Source organism: Aeromonas sp. CA23 (assembly GCF_002587065.1).
In the GTDB taxonomy this organism is placed as follows: domain Bacteria; phylum Pseudomonadota; class Gammaproteobacteria; order Enterobacterales; family Aeromonadaceae; genus Aeromonas; species Aeromonas bestiarum.
The window spans coordinates 2,239,424-2,262,522 of the sequence record NZ_CP023818.1 but is presented as its reverse complement, the minus strand read 5'-3'; the positions used below and the strand labels follow the sequence as shown (position 1 = coordinate 2,262,522).

The following is a 23,099-nucleotide window of genomic DNA, read 5'->3' as shown; positions in this document are numbered from 1 at the left end:
CGTCGTTTCCCGGCGTGACGACGGTTCCCGATGGATAAAAAACCAGACCAGATGGCACGTCGGACTATGACCGACGGTCGCTTCTGGTATAGTGAAGCCCGCATTTTTAACTTGGGTTACCCCCATCCAGGCTCCAGGAATTTCAAGATGTCCAAATTTGCCCGTTCAGTTATTCTGGCCTCCCTGTTAAGCGCCACCGCCCAGGCCAACCAGCCTGTACCGACCCCGAACGCAACCCCCATGGTCGTTCCCGCCGCGCCGGAGATCTCCGCCAAGGCCCATATTCTGATCGATTACTACTCGGGTCAGGTGCTGGCCGAGCAGAACGCCGAAGAGCGTCTGCCGCCCGCCAGTCTGACCAAAATGATGACCTCCTATATCATCGGCCAGGAGCTGCTGAAGGGGAACATCAAGCGCACCGACATGGTGACCATCAGCCAGAACGCCTGGTCCAAGAACTACACCGACTCCTCCAAGATGTTCATCGAGGTGGGCAAGCAGGTCTCCGTCGATGACCTCAACAAGGGCATCATCATCCAGTCCGGCAACGATGCCTGCGTCGCCATGGCCGAATTCCTGGCCGGCAGCACAGACTCCTTCGCCAGCCTGATGAACTCCTGGTCCGCCAAGCTCGGCATGAAGGACAGCCACTTCATGAACCCGCACGGTCTGGATGCGGAAGGCCACTACAGTACTGCCCACGACATGGCCCGTCTGGGTCAGGCCCTGATCCGCGATCTGCCTGAGGAGTACAAGATCTACTCCCAGAAATCCTTCGTCTTCAACGGCATCACCCAGCACAACCGCAACCGCCTGCTGTGGGATCAGTCCCTGCAGGTGGATGGCATCAAGACCGGCCACGTCAGCCAGGTCGGCTACAACCTGGTCTCCTCCGCCACCAACAACGAAGGCATGCGCCTGATCGCCGTGGTACTGGGCGCCAGCAGCGAGGGTTCCCGCGCCGCCGAGAGCAAGAAGCTGCTCACCTACGGTTTCCGTTTCTTCCAGAGCCTGACCCCGTACAAGGCCGGCACCGAGCTGGTCACCCAGAAGATCTGGATGGGCGACAAGTCTGAAGTGAAACTGGGTGTCGACAAGGATGTGTCCGTGCTGGTCACCCGTGGTCAGGGCAACAACCTGAAGGCGGATTTCCAGCTCGAGAGCGAACTGAAAGCCCCGCTGGCCAAGGGCCAACGGGTCGGCACCGTGTTCCTCAAGCAGGGCGACAAGGAGATCAAGCAGGTGCCGCTGGTCGCGCTGGAAGAGGTGCAGGAAGGCGGACTGATGAGCCGTCTGTGGGATTACCTGGTGATGCTGGTCTCCAGCTGGTTCAAGTAAGAGAGACGCACAATCCTGACCAAACAGCGGCGCCAACAGGCGCCGCTGCTGTCTTTACCCGGTCATACCAGCGAATAACCCTGCAATCTGCAGGTTCCGCCGACTGGCGATTTGTGGTAAAAAGCAGCATCTCCATGTCTTGTCGCGCGGCCCGGGCCTTGATCTCTGCCCGGGCTATGCCCATATAGACTTGTACATGACGGCCTGATGAGCCATTGGCCACCAGCCACGCAAGATTAAAGATGAAGTCATCCCGTGATGACGCCAAAAGGTGAGTAGATGAATACCAAGTTTGATGAACTGCTGGAGTTCCCCTGCAAGTTCCCGTTCAAGGTGCTCGGCATTGCCGACCCGGCCCTGCCGGATCAGGTGGTTGAAGTGCTGCAGCAACACGCCCCCGGTACTTACAGCCCGACTGTTCAGCCCAGCTCCAAGGGCAACTACCACTCGGTCCGCGTAACCGTGACAGCCCAGAGCAAAGAGCACATCGAAGCGATGTACCACGCCCTTGGCAAGATCGAGCTGGTGAAATACGTACTGTAATTTCTCTCTCGCCCCGCCAGGGGCGATTGATTTTGCGTCACCCCCGAGCGCTGACCCATGGTGCCGACTCAAGCGCCAGCCTGTGAGGAAAAGATGTCACCCCAGATCCCCGCCCAGCCACAGCTGCTCGTCAGACACCTGGGTCGCCGCCCCTACCAGCCGGTATGGGACGCCATGAAGGCCTTCACCGACAGCCGCACCAGCGACACCCCGGACGAGTTCTGGGTGGTGGAGCACGACCCCGTCTACACCCAGGGCCAGGCCGGCAAGGCCGAGCACCTGCTCGCCCCGGGCGACATCCCTGTAGTGCAGAGCGATCGCGGCGGTCAGGTGACCTATCACGGCCCCGGCCAGCTGGTGCTCTACGTGCTGGTGGATGTGCGCCGCAGCAAGCTCACGGTGCGCGAGCTGGTGACCTGCCTCGAGACCGCCATCATCAAGACCCTGGCAAAGAGCGGGATTGAGGCTTATGCCAAACCCGACGCCCCCGGCGTCTACGTGAAAAACGAGCTTGGCACCTCGTTGCAGACAGAAGCCAAGCTGGCCTCGCTGGGCCTGCGCATCCGCAAGGGCTGCTCCTTCCACGGGCTGGCACTCAATATCAACATGGACATGACCCCCTTCCTGCGCATCAATCCGTGCGGTTATGCAGGCATGGCCATGACCCAGACCAGCGCCCTGGGCGGCCCGCAGAGCGTGGCCGAGGCGCAAGCCATTCTGGTGGCCGAACTGGCCAGCCTGATTGGCTATGAGACGATCACCCATACCGAAGAGGCGGCATGAGCAAGCCCATGCTGCGTGGCCATGAGGGCACAGAGATGACCCCGACGGCTATCTACCAAACAATAACAAACACCGAGAGTGAATCATGAGCAAACCCGTTCGTATGGAGCCGGGCGTCAAGCTGCGCGATGGCGACAAGATGGCCCTGATCCCGGTGAAATTCATGCCGGATCCCGACGAGGAAGTGCTGCGCAAGCCGGACTGGATGCGGATCAAGCTGCCGCCGTCGAGCCAGAAGATCGAGCACATCAAGAGCACACTGCGCAAGAACAAGCTGCACTCAGTGTGTGAAGAGGCCTCCTGCCCCAACCTGGCCGAGTGCTTCAACCACGGCACCGCCACCTTCATGATCATGGGCGCCATCTGCACCCGTCGTTGCCCCTTCTGCGACGTGGCCCACGGCCGCCCGCTGGCGCTGGATCCCGACGAGCCGCACAAGCTGGCACTCACCATCAAGGAGATGGGGCTGAAATACGTGGTCATCACCTCGGTGGACCGCGACGATCTGCGCGACGGCGGTGCCCAGCACTTCGCTGACTGCATCAAGCAGATCCGCGAGCACAGCCCGCAGACCCGCATCGAGATCCTGACCCCGGACTTCCGCGGCCGGATGGAGCAGGCGCTGGAGGTGTTCCGCGAGACGCCCCCTGACGTGTTCAACCACAACCTGGAAACAGCCCCGCGCATGTACCGGGTCGCCCGCCCCGGCGCCGACTACAAGTGGTCCCTCGAGCTGCTGCGCCGCATCAAGGAGATGCACCCCCATGTACCGACCAAGTCCGGTGTCATGATGGGCCTTGGCGAGACCAACGAAGAGATCGTGCAGGTGCTCACAGATCTGCGCGAGCACGGCGTCAACATGCTGACTCTGGGCCAGTATCTGCAGCCGAGCCGCCACCACCTGCCGGTGAAGCGCTACGTGCCGCCCGCAGAGTTTGACGAGCTCAAAGACGTCGCCATGGGGCTGGGCTTCTCCCACGCGGCCTGCGGCCCCTTCGTCCGCTCCTCCTACCATGCGGACCTGCAAGCCAAGGGCGAAGAGGTGAAATAACCTCATCCACCCCTGGTCAAAAAAGAGCGCCCAAGGGCGCTCTTTTTTATGGGCCAGCCGCGGGCTGACGCCGTTCCGGCTCCCGACAGCAGCCAGCGTCGTTTGCGCTCACTTCGCCGCCGGGTTAACGTGAACCTCCTTTCCCTTTGAGTGATGTGCAGTATGCCAACCCCCCTCGTTCGCCTGCTCCCCATGAGCCAGGCCCACTACCCCGCCTATTGCGCCTACTTCATCGAGGATTACGCGCAGGATATCGCCAGCAATCATGGCCATGATCTCGCCACCGCCCGTCGCAAGGCCGAAGCCTCCCTGCTGCACTCCCTGCCGCAGGGGGTAGCCACCGCCGGCCACAGCCTGCTCTGCATCCTGCCCGCAAGCGAAGAGGGGTCGGTTGCGACCGCAGAAGTGCAGCCACTGGGCTATCTCTGGCACGCCATCGACCCCGATGCCAGCGCCACCTTTATCTATGACTTCTATGTCGCCCCGGCTCACCGCAGCCAGGGTATCGGCAAGGCCGCCATGGCGGTGCTGGAGGCCGAGCTCAGGGCCAGTGGCATCAGCCAGATCAAGTTGCGGGTCGCGTACGACAACCCGCGTGCCCTGGCGCTCTACCAGGAGGCGGGCTTCGCCATCACCGGCTACAACATGGCCAAGCGGCTGGACTGAGCGGTTTACCCCTCCCCTGTATCACCTAGACAGGGACGTGTCGGCACCCAGGGGCGCTGGTATTATGTGGCCGCCCCGGCCAGTTGCCGCAGCGGCACGGTTTTTCATTCCCTGTTGCCCGTTTCAGGATCATGCTCATGTCACACACCCGCGTCTTCATAGTGCACGGCTACACTGCCTCCCCCCACTCCCACTGGTTCCCCTGGCTCAAGGAGAAACTTGAAGCCCGCGACATTCAGGTCGAGGTGCTGGCCATGCCGGACCCGCACCGGCCGGAACCGGCCGCCTGGGATGCCGCCATGGACAGCCTGGTGCGGGATCACGATGAGCGCACCTTCCTGCTGGGCCACAGCCTCGGCTGCATCGCCATACTGCGTCAGCTCAGCCGCCTGCCCGCCTCCCGCCGGGTGGGCGGGATCCTGCTGGTGTCCGGTTTCGATCAGCCCCTGCACACCCTGCCGGAACTGGATCCCTTCATGCAGCCGGGCTACGACCCGGCGCACATCATGACCCTGGCTCCCCAACGCGTCGTGGTTGCCTCCCGCGACGATGCCATAGTGCCCTATCGCTACTGCCAGCACCTGAGCGAGCAGCTGGCCGCGCCGCTCTACAGCCTGGAGCAGGGTGGCCACTTCCTCGACCGGGACGGCTTCCTGACACTGCCGCTGGTCCACGACCGGCTGCTGGGGATGATAGCCCCAGCCGCATAGCAAAACGGCCACGCAAGTGGCCGTTTTCACCGATGGCGTGCCTAGAGCGACATGCCGGAGAAGGACATGAAGCCAAGCGACATCAGCCCGGCCACTATGAAGGTGATGCCGATACCGCGCAGCCCCTCGGGTACATCCGAATACTTCATCTTCTGGCGCAGGCCGGCGATGGCGACGATGGCCAGCAACCAGCCAAGCCCTGAACCCGCCCCATACACTATGGATTCGATGAAATCGTAATCCCGCTGGGCCATGAACATGACGCCACCGAAGATGGCGCAGTGCACCGTCAAGAGCGGCAGATAGATGCCCAGCGCGTGATGGAGCGCCGGGAAGTGCTTGTCGAGCACCATCTCCATCACCTGCACCAGCGCGGCCAGCACCCCTATGTAGACGATGAAATCGAGAAAGCTGAGATCAAACTCGCCGAGGAAGGTGCTCTCGGGACGCAGGATATGGCGGTAGATCAGGTTGTTGAGGGGAATGGCGATCACCATGACCACCAGCACCGTCAGGCCCAGGCCGAAGGCGGTATTGATGTTCTTGGAAACGGCCAGGAAGGTACACATGCCCAAAAAGAAGGCCAGCGCCAAGTTTTCGACAAAAATCGACTGAATAAACAGGTTTACATAATAATCCATCGGATCGGCTCACAGCTTGTGCAGATAAGGGCCCGGCTCCCGCACAGCGGGTGGGATAGCAGGGGCAACAAGGCGCGGCAACCGATCGCAGGCGTCAGCCGGCAGAGGGGTCAAACAGTCAGTCGACGGGGAAACGCCGGGATCCGGTGCGCGCTCAGCAGCAAGCCGGACGCGAGTGGCCGTGGCAGAAGCGAAATTGCAGGTGATGGCAGACCAGCAGGCGTTTGTGCAGGTAACCGAAGTAATCGGACAGTTGCCTGAGGTAGATGAGGGGCAGGAAGAACAGCAGGCCGCAGAGCAGACCCAGGATCTCGTGCTGGAACCAGGCCAGCAGCATCTGATAAAGCTCGGGGTGGCCGGCGCTCTCCAGCCGCCGCCCCTGCTCGAAGCTGAGCCGCCACTGGCCGCCCGGCGGCAGGCTGACGCTGTTGACGAACCCGGGATCGGACGGCTCGTGCAACTGCATCGCGGCGCCCTGGCCGACCGAGGCCTGACGAACGGCTGCACCGACCTCTGCCGCGGCGAAGGCGGCAAGCCACAGCAGACTGGCGATGGCGAGAGCCATCGCCCAGGTCGAGAGTCGGCCAGAGGGTGACAAGCGGGCAGTCCCTTCTTGAAAAGAGGATTCAGCGAGGCCGAATATATCACAATCCATCTTTTTATTGAATTTGAAACCCTGCAAATCAGCGTGAATTGATACTAAAAACCCTCGTTATCAATAAAGCCGGCAATTTAAAACCACCATGAGCGAAGGGAACATTCACTATGTGCCCCGAAGTGCAACCGCCCACAACAACACGGCCACCCCGAGGGATGGCCGTGACAAGACAGCTGACAAGCGGCCAACGGCTAGAGACCGGCCGCCTCCAGATGCTCCACCAGCAGCTGCACGCTGCGGTTGCCGCGCCACTCGTTGACATCGAGCCGATAGACCAGCCGCACCCGCTTCACCGAGGCGTCCGGCCAGCGCTTGAGATCGACCCCGAAGGCGATGGCATCCACCGCATGACCGGAATCCGTGGTCAGCATCATCTTGAGGTGCTTCTCCCCCACCAGCCGCTGCTGCACCAGCACGAATTCGCCGTCAAACAGCGGCTCGGGGAAGGCCTGGCCCCAGGGGCCGGAGGCGCGAATAAGCTCCGCCAGCTCAAGGCTTAGCTCATCGGGCAGCAGTTCGCCGTCGGTGAGCAGCACCCCGGTCAGCAGTTCGGGGGTCACCAGCTCGCTTATCACCGTCTCAAACGCCCGGCCAAAGGCCTCGATATTGGCCTTGGGCAGGGTCAGCCCGGCCGCCATGGCATGACCGCCAAACTTGCCCATCAGACCCGGGTGACGGGTGTCGAGCAGTTCGAGGGCATCGCGCAGGTGCACACCGGGGATGGAGCGACCCGAGCCCTTGAGCTCGGTGTCGCTGCTCTCGGCGAAGGCGATGACCGGGCGGTAGTACTTCTCCTTCACCTTGGAGGCCACCAGCCCCACCACCCCCTGATGCCACTCGTCTCTGTGCAGCACTATGCCGGAGGGCACCTCGCCGTCCCGGAAACGAATCTGCTCCAGGGTGGCGAGCGCCTCCTGCTGCATCCCCTGCTCTATCTCCTTGCGCTCTTGGTTGAGGCTGTCCATCTCGGCCGCAAGCTGGCGCGCCAGATTGAGATCGTCGCTCAGCAGACAGGCGACTCCGAGGGACATGTCATCGAGCCGGCCCACGGCGTTGAGGCGCGGCCCCAGCGCGAAGCCAAGGTCGGCGGCGGTGAGGCGGCGGCCGTCCCGGCCCGACACGTCCACCAGCGCCTGGATGCCGGGACGGCAGCGACCGGCCCGGATCCGCTGCAGCCCTTGGTGCACCAGGATGCGGTTGTTGCCATCCAGCGCCACCACGTCGGCGACCGTGCCAAGCGCCACCAGATCCAGATAATCCGCCACATTGGGGGCGCGAATGCCTTGGCGCTCGTACCAGCCCAGCTGACGCAGGTGGGTGTTGAGGGCCGCCATCAGATAGAAGGCCACCCCCACCCCGGCCAGGGACTTGGAGGGGAAGTCGCAGCCGTGCTGGTTGGGATTCACTATCGCATCGGCAGCCGGCAGCTCCTGGCCCGGCAGGTGATGATCGGTGACCAGAACCTGCATGCCGGCCGCCTTGGCCGCCGCCACCCCGGCGATGCTGGAGATGCCGTTGTCTACCGTGATGAGGAATTCGGCGCCGCGCGCCACCGCCAGCTCGACTATCTCGGGGGTGAGGCCGTAGCCGAACTCGAAGCGGTTGGGCACCAGAAAGTCGATGTGCTTGCCGCCCATGGCCCGCAGGGCCAGCACGCACAGGGCCGAGCTGGTGGCGCCGTCGCAGTCGAAATCACCGACGATCAGGATGCGCTGCTGGGCGGTGAGCGCCGCCGCCAGCAGCGGTACCGCCTGCTCCATGCCGAACAGGCGCTGGGGTGGCAGCAGCGAGCTGGCGCTGCGCTCCAGCAGGACGGGATCTTCTACGCCACGGCTGGCGAAGACTTGACGAAGCAGTGGATGCAGGGTGGCGGGCAGATGGGAATCATCAACTCGCGGACGACGACGGATTTGCAGGGGCATTGATGTGATCCAGTATCTTGAGCAGTTGTTCAGGGCTCTGATAACCCCGTACCAGATCCCCGTTTGGCAGGACCCAGCTCGGCAGCGCCTTGATCCCGAGCCACTGGCTCAGGCCGATATGATGGGCAAGGATCTCATTACAACCGGCCGCAGGCAAACGATCACTGAGACTGAGTTCACTGAACAGAGCGGGATCGCACCAGCGCGCCTGCGCCTCGGCCAGATCGGCGAAGGTACTCAGCGCTGGCAACAGCTGCACGCTCACCCCCTGCGCCTGCAGTATGGGCAGCTCATCGAGCGAGGTACGGCAGCTGCGGCAAGTCAGATCGGTAAAAAGTGTGATGCTGTGACGCTCGGGCACCGCCTTGAGCTGCATACGCCGTTCGCCGATCTGGGTCAGGGCCCGCTGCCGTTGTTGACGCTGGCCCAGCATGGTGAGGTTTTTCATATCGTGGCCCAGATCCAGCATGATGCCCTGGAGCACATAGTCCCCCTTGGCATCGGCATAGAGCGGCCCCTGACTGGTGCCCAGCATGAAGAGGCCGGGCATGGGGGTCGCATCCACCAGATAGACCTGGACCCCGAGCCGCTGCTCTATACGCTGTTTCAATAATTGGGGATCCATCCCCGCGCTGGCAGCAAAGGTGCACAGCAGCATCATTCCCAGTAGTAAATGCTTCACTCTTTTACTCACTTGGCATGAACGAATGGACTCACAAGGTAACTCAGGCCATATACTGGCCTCAACCTGTTAATTACTGATTGATTAATAGCGAGGGCTGCAAAAAAATCCCTCCCTGACAGGTTGCCAATTGGGCAGAGGCCCAGCAAGCTAACCGTGACGACAGGAAACAAGACGGTCATCCCTCTGTTTTCCTGATGCTTTATTATTCAAACCTTGGTGCGGCAGCGGCCGCACTCTGCCCATTTTTGGAGGGAAACATGAGTCTGATTCAAGAGTTCAAGGCCTTTGCAGCCAGGGGCAACGTCATCGACATGGCGGTCGGTATCATCATAGGTGCCGCCTTCGGCAAGATAGTCTCCTCCTTCGTGGGTGATGTCATCATGCCGCCAATTGGTCTGATCCTGGGGGGAGTGGACTTCAGCGATCTCGCCGTAACCCTGAAGGCCGCCGAGGGTGCCACCCCGGCCGTGGTCATCGCCTACGGCAAGTTCATCCAGACCATCATAGATTTTCTGATCATCTCCTTCGCCATCTTCATGGGGCTCAAGGCCATCAACACCCTCAAGAAGAAGCAGGAAGAGGCAGCCGCCCCCGCCGGTCCCACCAAGGATCAGGAGCTGCTGAGCGAAATCCGCGATCTGCTCAAATCCCAGCAGGGAAAATAAGCGCCAACTCCTGTCGTGTTTTTAAAAAAACCGCCCGAGGGCGGTTTTTTGTTGCGCGTCAGCGGCTCAGGCGCGGGGGTGGTGCTCCCCGTGCAGCGCCTTGAGTCGCTCGTTGGCCACATGGGTGTAGATCTGGGTGGTGGAGAGATCCGCATGACCCAGCAGCATCTGCACCACCCGCAGATCGGCGCCGTGGTTGAGCAGATGGGTGGCAAAGGCGTGGCGCAGGGTGTGGGGAGAGAGCTCGCCCTGGATCCCGGCGCGCAGGGCATAGAGCTTGATGCGATGCCAGAAGGTCTGGCGGGTCATCATGCGGGCCAGCCTGGAGGGGAACACCACGTCCGAGCTGGTGCCCCCCAGCAGCAGGGTGCGGGCCTCGCGGTAGTAACGCTCGAGCCAGTGGATAGCCTCCTCCCCCATGGGCACCAGCCGCTCCTTGTTGCCCTTGCCCACCACCCGCACCAGCCCCTGGCGCAGGCTGACATGCTCGGCGGTGAGCCCCACCAGCTCGGAGACCCGCAGCCCGGTGGCGTAGAGCAGCTCCAGCATCGCCTTGTCCCGCAGCTCCAGCGGATCGTCCACCAGCGGCGCCGCCAGCAGCGCCTCCACCTCCCCTTCACTGAGATCGGAGGGGAGCTTCTTGGGCAGCTTGGGCCCCTCCAGCAGCACGGTCGGGTCATCACTGCGCAGCTTTTCGCGGTTCAGATACTGATAAAAGCGGCGCAGGGCAGACAGAAAGCGGGCCGTGCTGCTGGCAGCGAACTGGTGATCCACCCGCCAGGCGAGGTAGTGCTGGATCTCGTCCATCCCGGCCAGCAGCAAAGAGCTGCCCTGCTCATCGAGCCAGAGGGCAAACTTTTCCAGATCGCTGCGATAGGAGCTGACAGTGTTGTCAGACAATCCCCGCTCCAGCCAGAGGGCGTCGAGGAAGGGTTCGATCAGGGGATGATTGTGCACGGCAGGCGCTGGCTTGGTCATGGTACTGGGTCTTGGGCAAACGGTGGCCCATTGTAGCGCGCCCGACGCCCGGCGACAGCGGGATCTGATGAGGCCTGCACCACGCTTGCCCCGTGAAGGGTGCCGGGCAATCTGTTAAACTGGCGCCCCTCCCTGCTGCCTCCGCGCGCGCCAGCCCCACGCGCCGCCAGGATAAAGAGCTATCTGTTTTACGGTAAGGACAGTGCGATGAAGATAGGTTTGTTTTACGGTTCCACCACCTGTTACACCGAGATGGCCGCCGAGAAGATCCGCGCCCTCATAGGCCCGGAGCTGGTCGATCTCCACAACATCAAGGATGTGCCCCTCATCCGCATGCAGGAGTACGACATCCTGATCCTCGGCATCTCCACCTGGGACTTTGGCGAACTGCAGGAAGACTGGGAATCCCGCTGGGAGGACATCAAGGATGTCCATCTGGAGGGGCGCATCATAGCCCTGTTCGGCCTGGGCGATCAGCTGGGCTATGGCGAATGGTATCAGGATGCCCTCGGCCTGCTGCACGATCAGCTGGTGCCCAAGGGGGTCAAGCTGGTGGGTTACTGGCCCAGCGAGGGGTATGAGTTCGACGCCTCCAAGGCGCTGATCGACGATGGCCGTCACTTCGTCGGCCTGGCGCTCGACGACGCCAACCAGTACGACCAGACCGAATCCCGCATCGAACAATGGGTCGACCAGATATTGAGCGAGATCCACGAGCTGCTCTGAACCAGGTGGTTTGACGATGGCCGTCATCTTGCGTCGGCCTGGCGCTCGATGACGCCAGCCAATGGGACCAGACCGACCCCGCATCGAACAGTGGGTCGACCAGATATTGAGCGAGATCCACGAGCTGCTCTGATCCAGGTGGTTTGACGATGGCCGTCATCTTGCGTCGGCCTGGTCTTCGACGACGCCAGCCAATGGGACCAGACCGACCTCGCAGCGAACAGTGGGTCGACCAGATCCTCGGCGAGATCCACGAGCTGCTCTAACCTCTCCTGCCGGCGGCCTGGATCTGGGCCGCCGGGCGCACGAATCGCACCGATTTTCTCAATCGGTATCATCGCATGACGCTATAGCGACTTTTTTGTGCTGGTCTGCAACAATGCAATCGACACCCCATAACACAATCAGAAGGGTGTCGGAAGCAAACAGGAAACAGACCAGAAAAGGATATTCTATGACCTCATTCTCCCTGTTGGCCCCCGCCATTGCCCGCGACGTGCTCGATCACGCGCTGGCGCTCGGTGCCGACTTCGCCGAGCTGTTTGTGGAGCGCAAGCGCCGCAGCCAGCTCAGCCTGCTCTCCAGCCAGATCGAAAATATCAGCGGCGGCCTCGATTTCGGCATAGGCGTGCGCCTGTGCTACGGCCACAAGGTGCTCTACGGCTACACCAACCTGGCCGATCGCAACGAGCTGCTGCGCATCGTCACCCTGCTGGCGGCCAAGGACAGACGCGACCCAGTGGTGACCGCCACCGCCTTCGACTTCAGCCGTTTCACGGACCGCAACCCGGTCACCCTGCCGCTCGGTGCCGACAAGCTGCTGGAGCAGAAGATTGCCTATCTGCACGCCATGGATGCATCGGCCCGCGCCGAGAGCGCCAAGGTAAGCCAGTTCTCGGGCAATGCCCTGGGCTGGGAGCAGGAGGTGGAGATCTTCAACAGCGAAGGGCTGCAAGTGGCCGATCGTCGCCACTACAACCGCATCATGGCCCAGACCATAGCCATGGAAGGGAGCGAGCAGAGCGTGGGCTACGAGGCCCCCGGCGCCATGATGGGCTGGGAACACGCGGCCCTCATAGACCCGCGCGAGCTGGCCCTCACCGCCACCCGCCAGGCGCTGGTGAAACTCGGCGCAGCCCCCTGCCCGAGCGGCACCCTGCCGGTCATCATGGAGAGCGGCTTTGGCGGCGTCATCTTCCACGAGGCGTGCGGCCACCTGCTGGAGACCACCTCGGTGGCCAAGAAGGCCTCGGTGTTCCACGACAAGATGGGCCAGCTCATCGCCAACCCCGTGGTCAACGCGGTGGACGAAGGCTTGCAGAGCAACGCCTGGGGCTCCATCAACGTCGATGACGAGGGCATGGCGACCCAGCACACCCAGCTCATCAAGGATGGCGTGCTGACCGGCTTCCTGGTCGATCGCATGGGGGCGCTTAGAACCGGCTATGCCCGCACCGGCTCGGGAAGACGCGAATCCTATCGCTTCGCCCCGGCGTCGCGCATGCGCAACACCTATATCGAGGCGGGCAGCCACAGCCTGGACGAGATGCTGGCGACGGTGGAACACGGCATCTATGCCAAGCGGATGGGCGGCGGATCTGTGCAGCCGGGCACAGGCGAGTTCAACTTCAACGTGCAGGAGGCCTACCTCATCGAGGGGGGCAAGATCACCCGGCCGCTCAAGTCGGCCACCCTGATCGGCACAGGGCCCCAGGTGCTCAAAGAGATCTCCATGGTGGGCCGCGATCTCGCCATCGCTGCCGGCATGTGCGGCTCTGTCTCCGGCTCGATCCCGGCATCCGTCGGCCAGCCACCACTCAAGGTCGACAATATTCTGGTCGGAGGTAACGCCTGATGAGCCAACTCGATATGAATACTCTGCTCACCCGCCTGCTGGACAAGGTCGCCGATATCAATGCCGAGGCGGACATCATAGCCAATCGGGACAAGGCTTTCTCCCTCAAGGCCGACAAGGGCGAGCTGGGTGAATACAAGGTCACCAGCAGCCAGCAGCTCGGCATCCGCCTCATCAAGGATGGCCGGGTCGGCATCGCCTACTCGGAATCCCTGGATGAGCCGGCGCTGGATGCCATGCTGCAGGATGCGCTCGATGCCAGCCGCTTCGCCAAGCTGGATGCGGATCAGCGCATCTCGGTGGCCAACAGCCGGATCACCACAGACTGCGCCGAGATAAACCAGCCCGACACCACGGCGGCGGAGGAGAAAATCGCCCTGGCCCTGCGCCTCGAGGCAGACATGCTGGCCCTGCCGGACGTGACAGGCGCGCCTTACAACAGCTTCTTCGAGGGGGAGAGCCAGCTCTGGCTCGCCAACAGCCTGGGCAGCCGCTGCCAGCACAGTGAATTCAGCGTCGGCTGCTACACCTCAGCGCTGATCGAGCGGGCTGGCCGCCAGTCCATGCATTCCCAGGGGCAGTATGGCCGTCGCTTCGACGAACTCGACAGCCAGTCCCTCATAGCGCAGATCCATGCCGTGGCCGACGGCCTGCTGCCGGGGGAAGCCGTGCCGAGTGGTCACTACAGCGCTATTTTCAGCACCAACTGCTTCGCCAGCCTGTTTGGCTGCTTCCAGGCGGCGCTGTCGGGCAAGTGGGCCCAGCAGGGGATCAACCCCTGGCGGGGCAAGCTGGGCCAGTCTGTGGCCTCCCGCTGGCTCACCCTGGAGAGCCGGGCCTATATGCCGGGCGGCATGAACATCAAGGCGTTTGACGGTGAAGGGGCCCCCACCTCGGATCTGCTGCTGATTGGCGAGGGCGAGCTCAAGACGCTGCTGCACAACAGCGCCACCGCTCACCACTTCGGCCTGGCCAGCAACGGCTCGGCAGCGCGCAGTGCCCGCGGCGCGCTGGATGTGACGGCGCGCCACCTGGTGTTTGGCACAGGCCCCCACAGCGAGGCCGAGGTCAAAACCGGCGAGTATCTGGAACTGGTCAAGCTGGACGGTCTGCACTCCGGTGCCGATGCGGTGAGCGGCGACTTCTCGTTCGGGGCATCGGGCTTCCTGTGCCGGGATGGCATTCGCATCCAGCCGGTGCGCGGCATTACGGTGGCGGGCAACTTCTATCGCCTGCTGGGCGAGCTGGAGGCGGTCGGCGATCGGCTGCACCACGACGATGGCAAGGGCTTCTACGCGCCCCTCATCCGCTTTGGTGGGCTAAATATCGCAGGCAAGTAACAGCCAATGGATGACCAGGAGCATCATGCTCCTCCATCCATCCGCTTTGGCGGGCTGAACATCGCAGGCAAGTAACAACCAATGAATGAGAAGGAGGACCAGGCTCCTCCATCCATCCGCTTTGGCGGGCTGAGCATCGCAGGCAAGTAACTGTATATCGAGGGGAAAAGACTTCACTTCCCCACCCAATAACGGCGCCATCAGGCGCCGTTTTTTTGCCTCTGGCGCCCCTCGGTGGCCACTCCTACCCTCTAAGAGCCACCGGCCGCATCGGCCGGTAACATCTGGAGATCACCAAGATGGACAATACCCTGGTCTGGGCCGACATTCCGACACGGGATCTGGATCGCGCCATGGCCTTCTACTCGGCCCTGCTCGACGTGCCGGTCACGCCGATACAGGAGGAGATACGCTTCGCCATGCTGCGCCACGATGGCAACAACGCGGCGGCCTGCCTCGGCCCCATGGATAAATACCACCAGCCGGGCGGCAATGGCCCCCTCATCTATCTCTCCCTCGGAGACAGGCTGCAAGCGGCGCAAGAGATGGTCCCAAGGCTAGGCGGACGCGTGCTCGAACCCTTGCACAGCATCGGCAGCGGCCATGGCTCCCGGGTCATCATAGAAGACACCGAAGGCAACTGGCTTGCCCTCTACGCCCCTCCCACCCCCTGAGCCAGATAAGCGCCGCGTCTGGATGTACGCGGCCTTGTCACCCGCAGCCGGCGGCCATAGCAAGGGCAACCTCTGGGTTGCCCTGTTTTTTTCAGTCAACCCGCCAGCGCCGGGCGACATGGCAAGCGCTCAAATAACGCTCAGCTCCCTTCTGATCAGGTCGATAGTGACAGTGCAAGGCAATGAAAAAGTGGTTTCCTACCAGCGTGCAAGACAATCAGGAGGTCTGCATGAAGACAATCGCAGTGGCGCTCACCCTCGCCACCATCTCCACGGCACAGGCGGTGCCGGCAACCAGTACGGGACGCATCAGCTTCAGCGGAGCCATAGTGGAAGATGCCTGCCGTATCCAGCAGCAACAGGATCAGATGCAGGTCACCTGCCTCTCGGGCCCAGCGCAAACTACAGAGACACTCAATCTGCAGCAGTTGGCGAAACAGTCGCCACTGCGTCTCGCCAGCAGCCAGGTTTCCTGTCGATGGATTGACCCGCGCCATACCATGGCGGTGATCACCATCAGCCACGAATAGCTCTCACCAAGGCCGGAAACAACAACGGCGACCACAAGGTCGCCGTTGTTCATTACCGGGTCTCCCGGGCCATCAGGCCTGCGGGTTGAGACGGGTCGGCATGCCGGTACGCTGTTCCAGCACCTGCTTGACCACATTGGAGTCGCTGTCCATGTGGGCAATGAAGCGGGTGATGGCCGGGGTCATGGGCAAGGGCACGGACGTGGTGGAGTTGAACTCCTCCTCGTTGCGCGACAGCGGCTCATGGACTTCCATGTAGCGACCGCCATCCGGCTCGACCGTGGACTTGACCGGCTGGTTGACGAACTGGACACGGGTACCGACCGGCACCTTGTCGAACAGGTACTTGATGTCGTCGGCACGCAGACGCACGCAACCACTGCTCACCCGCAGACCTATGCCGAAGGTGGCGTTGGTGCCGTGGATGGCATACAGGTTGCCGATGTAGAGAGCGTGCAGACCCATGGGGTTGTCCGGACCGGCCGGCCAAACCGCAGGCAGTGTCTTGCCCTGGGCGGCGTAGCGGCGACGGATGTTCTCGGTCGGGGTCCAGGTCGGGTTGGCACGCTTGCGCTCCACCTTGGTGATCCAGTTTTCCGGGGTATTCACACCCAGCTGGCCTATGCCGATGGGCAGCACTTCCACCACGTTCTTGCCCTTGGGGTAGTAGTAGAGGCGCATCTCGGCCACGTTGATGACGATCCCTTCACGGGGCGCATTCGGCAGGATCAGCTGATGGGGGATGACCAGCTTGCTGCCCGGTGTCGGCAGATAGGGGTCGACGCCCGGGTTGGCTTCCATGATGTTGGTCAGGCCCAACTGGAAGTCGGAGGCGATCTGCTCCAGCGGACGGTTGTCCGCAGGCACCACGTATTCCTGGTTCTCACCGATCAGGCGGCTGTTGGCCGCGGGCAGTGTGTATTCAACGGCGGCGGCCTGATGGCTGACCAGCGTCAGAGTACATAAAAGGGCCGAAGCGGCAGTGCGAAGGGGATTCATAAAATTCCTGTGTGGTTTCCTGTACCAAGTTGGCCGGGGGCCGTGTCATCCTCGGTCTGGCCTGTGACGAGTCACCCTGCGCCCGAGGTCAATAACCGAGCGCGCATTCTTTCCTGAGTCGGCCAAAAATTCAACGTCGGGATAGCTCTTTTTGCATGAAAAAGTGCATCCATCGCCGCCGGCGCCTGCTCTTTAACTGGCAAGCAGGCTAACAACCGCAAACTGAGCAGAAGCTGAACAAAAAGGGAGGCCAGATCGGCCTCCCTCTGTTAGCGGGTGCTGGCGAGCAGGGTCGTCACCGCCCCGGCGATGGCAGCCCTGGCATCCAGCCTTCCCATCTCGTCGGCCAGCAGGCGCGCCCGTGCCCGATAGCGCTGCTCGCGTACCAGCTTGCGCACCGCAGCGGCTACGGCCGCTGCCGTCGGCTCGTTGCTGTGCAGATTGATGCCAACGCCACTCCACGCCACCCGGGTGGCCACCTCGGCCTTGTCCTCCCCCGTGCCCGCCACCACCAGCGGCACCCCGTGGGCCAGTGCGGCCTGTACAGAACCATAGCCGCCGTTGGTCACCAGCACGGCGGCCCGGGGCAGCGCCAGCTCGAACGGCACATGCTCGGTGACGATGGCATTGGCGGGGATGCATGGACCCAGCAGCGCCGGATCCCGCCCGCCCGTGGTCAGCAGCAGTTGCAGCTCGTCACCCGCCAGCCCCTGCATGGCCGGGATCAGCAGCTGCCCCAGATCCACGTTGGCCAGGGTGCCCTGGCTGACGATGACCAGCGGCCGTTCATCCAGTTGCTCCCACCAGGGCGGCGGCACCAGCTCAATCCGGGGTGGCAGCAGGGGGCCGATATAACGGATCACCCCTTCCAGCTCGGGCCGCTCGTATTCAAAGCCGGCGCAGGAGAGTTGCAGGAAGGCATCCGGCGCCGCCATCATCACATCGGTGAAGGGGGCCGCCAGCGGCGGTGCCCCCGCCTCTGCCAGCGCGGCATCGAAGCACTGCTGAACCTCCCTTTGCAGTCGCCGGGTCTGTTCATCCAGCCAGGGCAGATCGCCAAGGGAGCGGCGCAGCTCGGGAGGAATACGCGGGCCGTAGAAGATGGCATCCGGGCTCGAGAAAGATACGGGGTTCACCCCCAGCATCAGTATGGGAAGGCGCCGGCTGCGCGCCTGCTGTAACAGCGGCAGCACACCGTAGAAGCCGTTCTCCACCAGCAGCAGATCCACCCCCTCTTCCGCGATCAGCGCCCGCAAGCGGCGGTCGTGCTGCGGGATGGGCGCGGCGAAGAAACGCCTGAGCGCCAGCGCCATCTGGGCGGTACCGCTCAGGCTGGCCCGCTCGGGGAAGTGCTGCTCCAGCGCCCGGTAGTCAAAATCCAGCTCGGGGGAGAAGGGCACAAACTCGGCGCCGCTCTGGCGGATGCGCTGCTCGAACAGGGCGCCGCACAACATCAGCACCCTGTGCCCCTCCCCCACCAGCAGGCGGACCGCCGCCAGCATGGGATTGACGTGGCCTGGGGTGGCGGTGGCCGCCAGCAAAATGGTCGCCATCACGCCGCTCCTTGCGGCGCCAGCGCCGGGTTGAGGCAGAGCGGGCTGGCCTGGATATGGACCCGCTGGATGTGGCGCGCCGAGCGGGCTGTGAAGCCTTCGCGGCCGTGCAGCAGGCCGAGGTTGTCGGCGATCACCACGTCTCCCGGCTGCCACTGGTGGGCATAGAAGTAGCGCGGATCGTAGAGTCGCTCGTGCAGATCCTGCAGGAAGGCGGCCTGCTCATCGGGCGGGATCCCCTCAATCTGCAGCGCATGCTGATTGAGGAAGCGCACCCCCTCGCGCGGCGGCTCGTTGTAGCGCATGACGGTCTCGCCGCTCACCGGGTGGGGCACCAGCAGGGGTGAGCTCACTTGGCCGCCGTAGTGCACCACCTGCTTGATGCGATAGGTGATCCGCACCCGCTCCCAGCGGGCCAGCCGCTCGCCATCGAGATCCACCAGCAACTGGCGGGTATTGATGAAGGTGGTGCGCCCCCCCTCGTCGGCAGCCGGGGCGTGCACGCAGTGAAACAGCTGGAATTCGGGCAGGGTCGGCTTGTACATGCCATCCCAGTGCAGCGGTACATAGCTGGAATCGAAGATGTGGTCGGTGGCGTTCTCGTGCTCCTTCACGTCCAGCACGGCACCGAACGGCCACATCATGATCTCACCCCACGCCTCGCCGTAGCGGGTCAACCGCTCGGGGTCGGTGAAGCCGGACTCGAATCCGCGCAGGATCAGCACGCCGTGGCGACGGGCCAGTTCACGCAGCGATTCGACCGGCAGGGCCTGTACAGCCTGCCCCTCCCGGGCCGGTTCGATCAGCAGGCCGAAGGGGGCCTGGGGGTGAATGCGGCAGTGCTCGCCGCCAAGGGGAATGATGGATGCTGTCATGGTGAACTCCTCAGGCGGCGGCCTGCTTGCTGTGGATCAGGTAGTGACTGGGACGGCCGTGGATGTGGACCAGTTCGTGCTCCAGAGCCAACACGTCGCGCCGCTTCATCAGCACGAACTGGCCATCCAGATTGGCCGCCACCCCGTGCCAGGGGGTGAGCCAGTCATCCCGGGTCGGCAGCATGTGAATGCCCATCTTCAGGCTGTGGCTGGCCTGGGGGTGGATGGAGAGGCGGATCGCCTCGGGGAAGCGCTCAGCCAGCAGCTTGCCCCAGGCGCGGCTGCGCTGGATCACGGCATGGGTGCGCGACTTGGCATCCCGCTGCAGCGCCGTGTTGGAGAGTGGCGTGTCCGGCAGCTGGCTGTCTTCATAGAGGAAGCGGGTCATGGCGCGATAGAGACGAACCCCCTCCTCCGTGGTCTTCACCTCTTCACTGATCTGCGCCAGCGGCTCGGCATAGCGCTCGACCAGCTGTTCACGCAGGGTGTCGAAGTCGCGGCTGGCGCAGAACTCGGCCATGCCCGCCACCATCCCCAGGTGGAAGACCCCGAGGTGGGTCGCCCCCAGCTCCAGGATCAGCTGCTCGATATGGGCCTGATAGGCGTCGATGGCCGGATCCGGCACCCGGATGAGGTCACCGAACACGTGACCATCCGAGCAGATGAGGATCCGCATGCCGGGCCTGTAGTGCAGCTGGATGCGCTGGCAGAGATGATTGAGAAAGCTGAGGGAGAGGCGCTCCGCCATGTCCGGCAGGGTGCCCAGCACCTTGTTCGGGTTCGGTGACTTGGTGGGGAAGGCGGGCAAGACGCAGGTGATGGTCTCGCCCCGCTCGATGAAGGCCTGCAGCCGGGGGATCTGGATGGCGGCCACCTCCTGCTCTTCGCTGTGCCGATCCAGGATGGGATCGGGAAAGCGACGACGATAGGGCAACAACTCGGCAAATATCTCACGGGCAATTTGATGGGAAGATAAACCACTCATTATTCCGGCTCCTTTGGCAGGATTAAAATCAATAAAGATGACTCTTTATCAATGCGTCCAGTCTCTGTCGTTATTATTGACGTATCCGTTTGCTACCCAAACGAATCGAGAGGGGACAGTAGCCGAGATGAAGTCAGGCTATCAATTCGCCATTAATGTAAAGAGATTCAACCCAGCGCTAATAATCTATTTCGCATAAGTTAACTAACTCTATGCATATGAATAAAAACAGATTTAATGAATAATTTGGCGTATTAAAAAACACCGATCAGGAAAGTTCCCCACCGGCTTTATTATTCAGTCACAATTTGACTCGTGGATTATTTAGCTCAACTTAATAGTGATATTTCTTCATGCTGGCAATGCTGACCATTTCGCTTTAAATATCGTAAATAATTATCCAGCTGCATATTAAGCGGACGAACAAAAGCTGGCTCTGGCAATCAAGACGGGGAGTGGCGGGCAGGATGATTCATCCCTGACCCGCAGCGGCATCGCCATGGTTTTTCATGGTGACGGCCCTGGGCGGAGCCGCCCAAACAGGTTCAAGGCTGGGCCAGGTCGGCCGCCAGATAGTCCAGGGCCGCCTGCCAGCCCATTTGGTAGCCCTGCTCCAACCGCCCCTTGTCTGTGGTCATGCGGCCGACCCGAAAACCCGCCGGCGGCACTATGACCCGGATGCGGCAATCGGCCGGTGGCTGGCGGATGAAATCGATGGCGTCGTTGTAGCTTTGATGACGCGAAAGGCTGGCGCGAGCCAGGGCCGGGGTCTCGCGCAGCAGATAACGGTGCAGGGCCGGCAGACGTGGCGCCCGCTTGCGATAACCCAGCGGCCGGGAGAGCACCACTGTGATGTCGCGCGCCCCCTGTTCGTAGGCATGACGCACCGGAATGGAATCGGCCACCCCGCCATCCGTCATGGCTTCCCCGCCGATGCGCACGAAGTCGCGATAGACCAGGGGCACAGAACAGGAGGCCTTGATCTGCTGCTCCAGCTCGGCCGCATTCCCCTTGAGGTAGGCGGCCTGACCATCCGAGACCCGGGTGGCCACCACGGTCAGCGGCACCGGATTGGCGGCGAAGCGGGCCAGATCGAGTCGGCACTCACGGATAGTGATCGCCCACAGCCAGTCGAGATCGAGCCAGTGGCCGCCGCGCACGAACCTGGCCAGACTGATGAACTCGGGGCGGCAGGAGTAGTCAGTGATGACGCTGTGGTTGCGCCCCCGCTGGCCGGCCAGAAAGGCCGCCAGATTGACCGCCCCCGCCGAGACCCCGATACAGTGATCGAACGCCGTCCTGCCCTGTGCCAGAAAGGCATCCAGCACACCGGCGGCAAAAATGCCGCGCATGGCGCCCCCCTCGACCACCAGGGCCGTTTGTCGCCGACTCATCTCGCCTCCCCTCATTGCTCTGTGAATGGACTCACACTTTGGCTCATCCGGCGCCCGGCCCGGAGCCGGTATCCCTATAATGGGCGCGCCTCAACGCTCGTACCAACGAGATATAACTTATTGATGCTACGGAATATTACAATGAAAAATATCAGCAAGTCCCTACTCGCCGCTGCCATTTCCCCTAGAGGATTGATGGCAGGCTGTAACAGCCAAAACGACTCCGAGACCCCGACCCCCATGGTTCGCTTCGCAACGTTCAACCTCTCCTTCGATCGCACCGCCGCCGGCATGCTGAGCGGGGAACTGGCCCTGACCCGCGCCGAGCAGGACACCCTGCTGGCCCGCCTCGCCGACAGCACCTTGAGCGGCGCAGAGAAGACCAAGGCCCTGGACGTGCAGCAGATCCGCAATATCGCCGAGATAGTGCAGCGCACCCGGCCGGATGTCTTCCTGCTCAACGAGTTCGACAACGACGGCAAGGGCGCCGGCACCGCCGACCTCAAAGCCTTCAACGACAACTACCTGGCCCACGCCCAGCACAGCGAGGTGACCGCCATCAGCTACCCGGTGCTGCAAAACTTCGCCACCAACACAGGCCTGATGAGCGGCCATGACCTCAACCTGGACGGCAAGGTCAACAATGGGCCGGACGACGCCTGGGGCTTTGGCAACTACCACGGCCAGTACGCCTTTGCCGTCATGTCCCAGTACCCCATCGATACCAAGCAGATCCGCACCTTCCAAAAATTCAAGTGGAAGGACATGCCGGGCGAAGCGAACCCCGTCATCGACGACTGCAACAATGCCAAGGCCCCGATCCCGGCCGGCCGCCAGTGTGGCGATGCCTGGTATGACGACGCCGCCTGGCAGGCCTTCCCGCTCTCGTCAAAGAACCACGCAGACGTGCCGGTGCGCATCAAGCGCGGCAACAAGGAGGAGGTGATCCACTTCCTCGTCTCTCATCCGACCCCGCCCATCTTCGGCAACGCGGCGCGCCACAACGTCAAGCACAACCGCGCCGAAGTCGCCTTCTGGCAGGACTACGTGGAGACCGCCAGCTACATGGTGGATGACGCAGGCAAGGCCGGTGGCCTGGCCGAGGGCGCCAAGTTCGTCATCGCCGGCGATCTCAACGCCGATCCCCAGATCGGCGATGGGGATCTCACCGCCATCCAGGATCTGCACAACCATGTGCTGGTCAATCAGGCGGTCACCAACGGCGCCATCATACCGGTCAGTCAAGGCGGCCCCGAGTGCCTCGCCAGCCAGCCGGATCAGTGCAAGCGCAACAACAAGCGCCCCACCCCGGAGCGCATCACCAGCAGCAGCGGCCTGCAGCTCGATCATGTGCTGCCCTCCGCCAACCTGAACGTGGTCGCCTCCGGCGTGTTCTGGCCGGCCAGCTTCGAGCCGGGCTATCACCTGGTGTACGACGCCAAGCTCGGCATCGCCAAGGGAGTCAGCTCGGATCACCGCCTGGTGTGGGTCGACTTCAAACTGTGACAGTGACGCAGAGCAGATAAGC

The 23,099-nt window shown here is 62.7% G+C and carries 23 protein-coding genes; 13 read left to right on the top strand and 10 right to left on the bottom strand.

Annotation, left to right across the window (positions count from 1 at the left end):
* The first annotated feature begins 147 nt into the window (after positions 1-147).
* The 6 genes from CK910_RS10745 to CK910_RS10715 all read left to right on the top strand — a co-directional run bounded on the left by CK910_RS10745 (position 148) and on the right by CK910_RS10715 (position 5,091).
* Positions 148-1,338: a D-alanyl-D-alanine carboxypeptidase family protein gene (locus CK910_RS10745; RefSeq protein WP_043555087.1), complete on the top strand. Its 1,191-nt coding sequence runs from the start codon at positions 148-150 to the stop codon at positions 1,336-1,338.
* 279 nt (positions 1,339-1,617) lie between these two features.
* The gene (ybeD, locus tag CK910_RS10740) at positions 1,618-1,881 is read left to right on the top strand and encodes a DUF493 family protein YbeD (protein ID WP_042867550.1); all 264 of its coding nucleotides are present in this window, start codon (positions 1,618-1,620) and stop codon (positions 1,879-1,881) included.
* A gap of 93 nt (positions 1,882-1,974) precedes the next feature.
* Complete coding sequence (lipB, locus tag CK910_RS10735; protein WP_098982884.1) at positions 1,975-2,664, top strand: lipoyl(octanoyl) transferase LipB; 690 nt, start codon at positions 1,975-1,977, stop codon at positions 2,662-2,664.
* Between the two features lie 85 nt (positions 2,665-2,749).
* Positions 2,750-3,715 (top strand): lipoyl synthase, encoded by a 966-nt coding sequence (lipA, locus tag CK910_RS10725; RefSeq protein ID WP_042867544.1) that lies wholly within the window; start codon positions 2,750-2,752, stop codon positions 3,713-3,715.
* Positions 3,716-3,877: 162 nt separating this feature from the next.
* Positions 3,878-4,381 (top strand): GNAT family N-acetyltransferase, encoded by a 504-nt coding sequence (locus CK910_RS10720; RefSeq protein WP_172955292.1) that lies wholly within the window; start codon positions 3,878-3,880, stop codon positions 4,379-4,381.
* Between the two features lie 137 nt (positions 4,382-4,518).
* Complete coding sequence (locus tag CK910_RS10715) at positions 4,519-5,091, top strand: RBBP9/YdeN family alpha/beta hydrolase (RefSeq protein WP_098982876.1); 573 nt, start codon at positions 4,519-4,521, stop codon at positions 5,089-5,091.
* Between the two features lie 41 nt (positions 5,092-5,132).
* Here CK910_RS10715 and nqrE read toward each other — a convergent pair whose 3' ends face one another.
* The 4 genes from nqrE to CK910_RS10695 all read right to left on the bottom strand — a co-directional run bounded on the left by nqrE (position 5,133) and on the right by CK910_RS10695 (position 8,994).
* Complete coding sequence (nqrE, locus tag CK910_RS10710; RefSeq protein WP_042867538.1) at positions 5,133-5,732, bottom strand: NADH:ubiquinone reductase (Na(+)-transporting) subunit E; 600 nt, start codon at positions 5,730-5,732, stop codon at positions 5,133-5,135.
* 154 nt (positions 5,733-5,886) lie between these two features.
* Positions 5,887-6,297 carry a hypothetical protein gene (locus CK910_RS24070; RefSeq protein WP_043135758.1) on the bottom strand — a complete coding sequence of 137 codons (411 nt, stop codon included), beginning with the start codon at positions 6,295-6,297 and terminating at the stop codon, positions 5,887-5,889.
* A 284-nt stretch (positions 6,298-6,581) separates the two neighbouring features.
* Positions 6,582-8,312, bottom strand: a complete 1,731-nt coding sequence (recJ, locus tag CK910_RS10700) for a single-stranded-DNA-specific exonuclease RecJ (protein WP_098982871.1) — start codon at positions 8,310-8,312, stop codon at positions 6,582-6,584.
* Positions 8,278-8,994 carry a disulfide isomerase DsbC N-terminal domain-containing protein gene (locus CK910_RS10695; RefSeq protein WP_043555080.1) on the bottom strand — a complete coding sequence of 239 codons (717 nt, stop codon included), beginning with the start codon at positions 8,992-8,994 and terminating at the stop codon, positions 8,278-8,280. Before CK910_RS10695 ends, recJ begins: the two co-directional genes overlap by 35 nt.
* Before the next feature lie 260 nt (positions 8,995-9,254).
* Between CK910_RS10695 and mscL the strand changes: the two genes are divergently transcribed.
* Positions 9,255-9,662, top strand: coding sequence for a large-conductance mechanosensitive channel protein MscL (gene mscL, locus CK910_RS10690; RefSeq protein WP_005317444.1), 408 nt, complete (start codon positions 9,255-9,257; stop codon positions 9,660-9,662).
* Positions 9,663-9,728: 66 nt separating this feature from the next.
* Here the strand turns inward: mscL and xerD are convergent, their stop codons facing one another.
* The gene (gene xerD / locus CK910_RS10685) at positions 9,729-10,640 is read right to left on the bottom strand and encodes a site-specific tyrosine recombinase XerD (RefSeq protein ID WP_043555079.1); all 912 of its coding nucleotides are present in this window, start codon (positions 10,638-10,640) and stop codon (positions 9,729-9,731) included.
* A 207-nt stretch (positions 10,641-10,847) separates the two neighbouring features.
* On the opposite strand from xerD, the gene fldB reads away from it, so the two are divergent.
* The 5 genes from fldB (at position 10,848) to CK910_RS10660 (ending at position 15,765) form a co-directional block, all read left to right on the top strand.
* Positions 10,848-11,366 carry a flavodoxin FldB gene (gene fldB / locus CK910_RS10680; protein ID WP_042867526.1) on the top strand — a complete coding sequence of 173 codons (519 nt, stop codon included), beginning with the start codon at positions 10,848-10,850 and terminating at the stop codon, positions 11,364-11,366.
* Between the two features lie 454 nt (positions 11,367-11,820).
* Positions 11,821-13,221, top strand: coding sequence for a TldD/PmbA family protein (locus CK910_RS10675; RefSeq protein WP_098982868.1), 1,401 nt, complete (start codon positions 11,821-11,823; stop codon positions 13,219-13,221).
* Positions 13,221-14,561: a TldD/PmbA family protein gene (locus CK910_RS10670; protein ID WP_098982865.1), complete on the top strand. Its 1,341-nt coding sequence runs from the start codon at positions 13,221-13,223 to the stop codon at positions 14,559-14,561. Before CK910_RS10675 ends, CK910_RS10670 begins: the two co-directional genes overlap by 1 nt.
* Before the next feature lie 299 nt (positions 14,562-14,860).
* Positions 14,861-15,235 carry a VOC family protein gene (locus CK910_RS10665; RefSeq protein WP_098982863.1) on the top strand — a complete coding sequence of 125 codons (375 nt, stop codon included), beginning with the start codon at positions 14,861-14,863 and terminating at the stop codon, positions 15,233-15,235.
* A gap of 230 nt (positions 15,236-15,465) precedes the next feature.
* Complete coding sequence (locus CK910_RS10660) at positions 15,466-15,765, top strand: type 1 fimbrial protein (RefSeq protein WP_172955291.1); 300 nt, start codon at positions 15,466-15,468, stop codon at positions 15,763-15,765.
* A gap of 72 nt (positions 15,766-15,837) precedes the next feature.
* Here the strand turns inward: CK910_RS10660 and CK910_RS10655 are convergent, their stop codons facing one another.
* From CK910_RS10655 to CK910_RS10635, 5 genes are all read right to left on the bottom strand, one after another.
* Positions 15,838-16,764 carry a L,D-transpeptidase family protein gene (locus tag CK910_RS10655; protein WP_043135772.1) on the bottom strand — a complete coding sequence of 309 codons (927 nt, stop codon included), beginning with the start codon at positions 16,762-16,764 and terminating at the stop codon, positions 15,838-15,840.
* A 269-nt stretch (positions 16,765-17,033) separates the two neighbouring features.
* Entirely contained in the window at positions 17,034-18,317 is a 1,284-nt protein-coding gene (locus CK910_RS10650; protein ID WP_098982857.1) for a glycosyltransferase, read from the bottom strand.
* Positions 18,317-19,192 carry a TauD/TfdA dioxygenase family protein gene (locus tag CK910_RS10645; protein ID WP_098982854.1) on the bottom strand — a complete coding sequence of 292 codons (876 nt, stop codon included), beginning with the start codon at positions 19,190-19,192 and terminating at the stop codon, positions 18,317-18,319. Before CK910_RS10645 ends, CK910_RS10650 begins: the two co-directional genes overlap by 1 nt.
* A 10-nt stretch (positions 19,193-19,202) precedes the next feature.
* Positions 19,203-20,177 (bottom strand): L-tyrosine/L-tryptophan isonitrile synthase family protein, encoded by a 975-nt coding sequence (locus CK910_RS10640; protein ID WP_043140241.1) that lies wholly within the window; start codon positions 20,175-20,177, stop codon positions 19,203-19,205.
* A gap of 545 nt (positions 20,178-20,722) precedes the next feature.
* Positions 20,723-21,571 (bottom strand): patatin-like phospholipase family protein, encoded by an 849-nt coding sequence (locus CK910_RS10635; RefSeq protein ID WP_098982850.1) that lies wholly within the window; start codon positions 21,569-21,571, stop codon positions 20,723-20,725.
* Between the two features lie 141 nt (positions 21,572-21,712).
* Between CK910_RS10635 and CK910_RS10630 the strand changes: the two genes are divergently transcribed.
* Entirely contained in the window at positions 21,713-23,077 is a 1,365-nt protein-coding gene (locus CK910_RS10630) for an endonuclease/exonuclease/phosphatase family protein (protein WP_172955290.1), read from the top strand.
* The last annotated feature ends 22 nt before the right edge of the window (positions 23,078-23,099 follow it).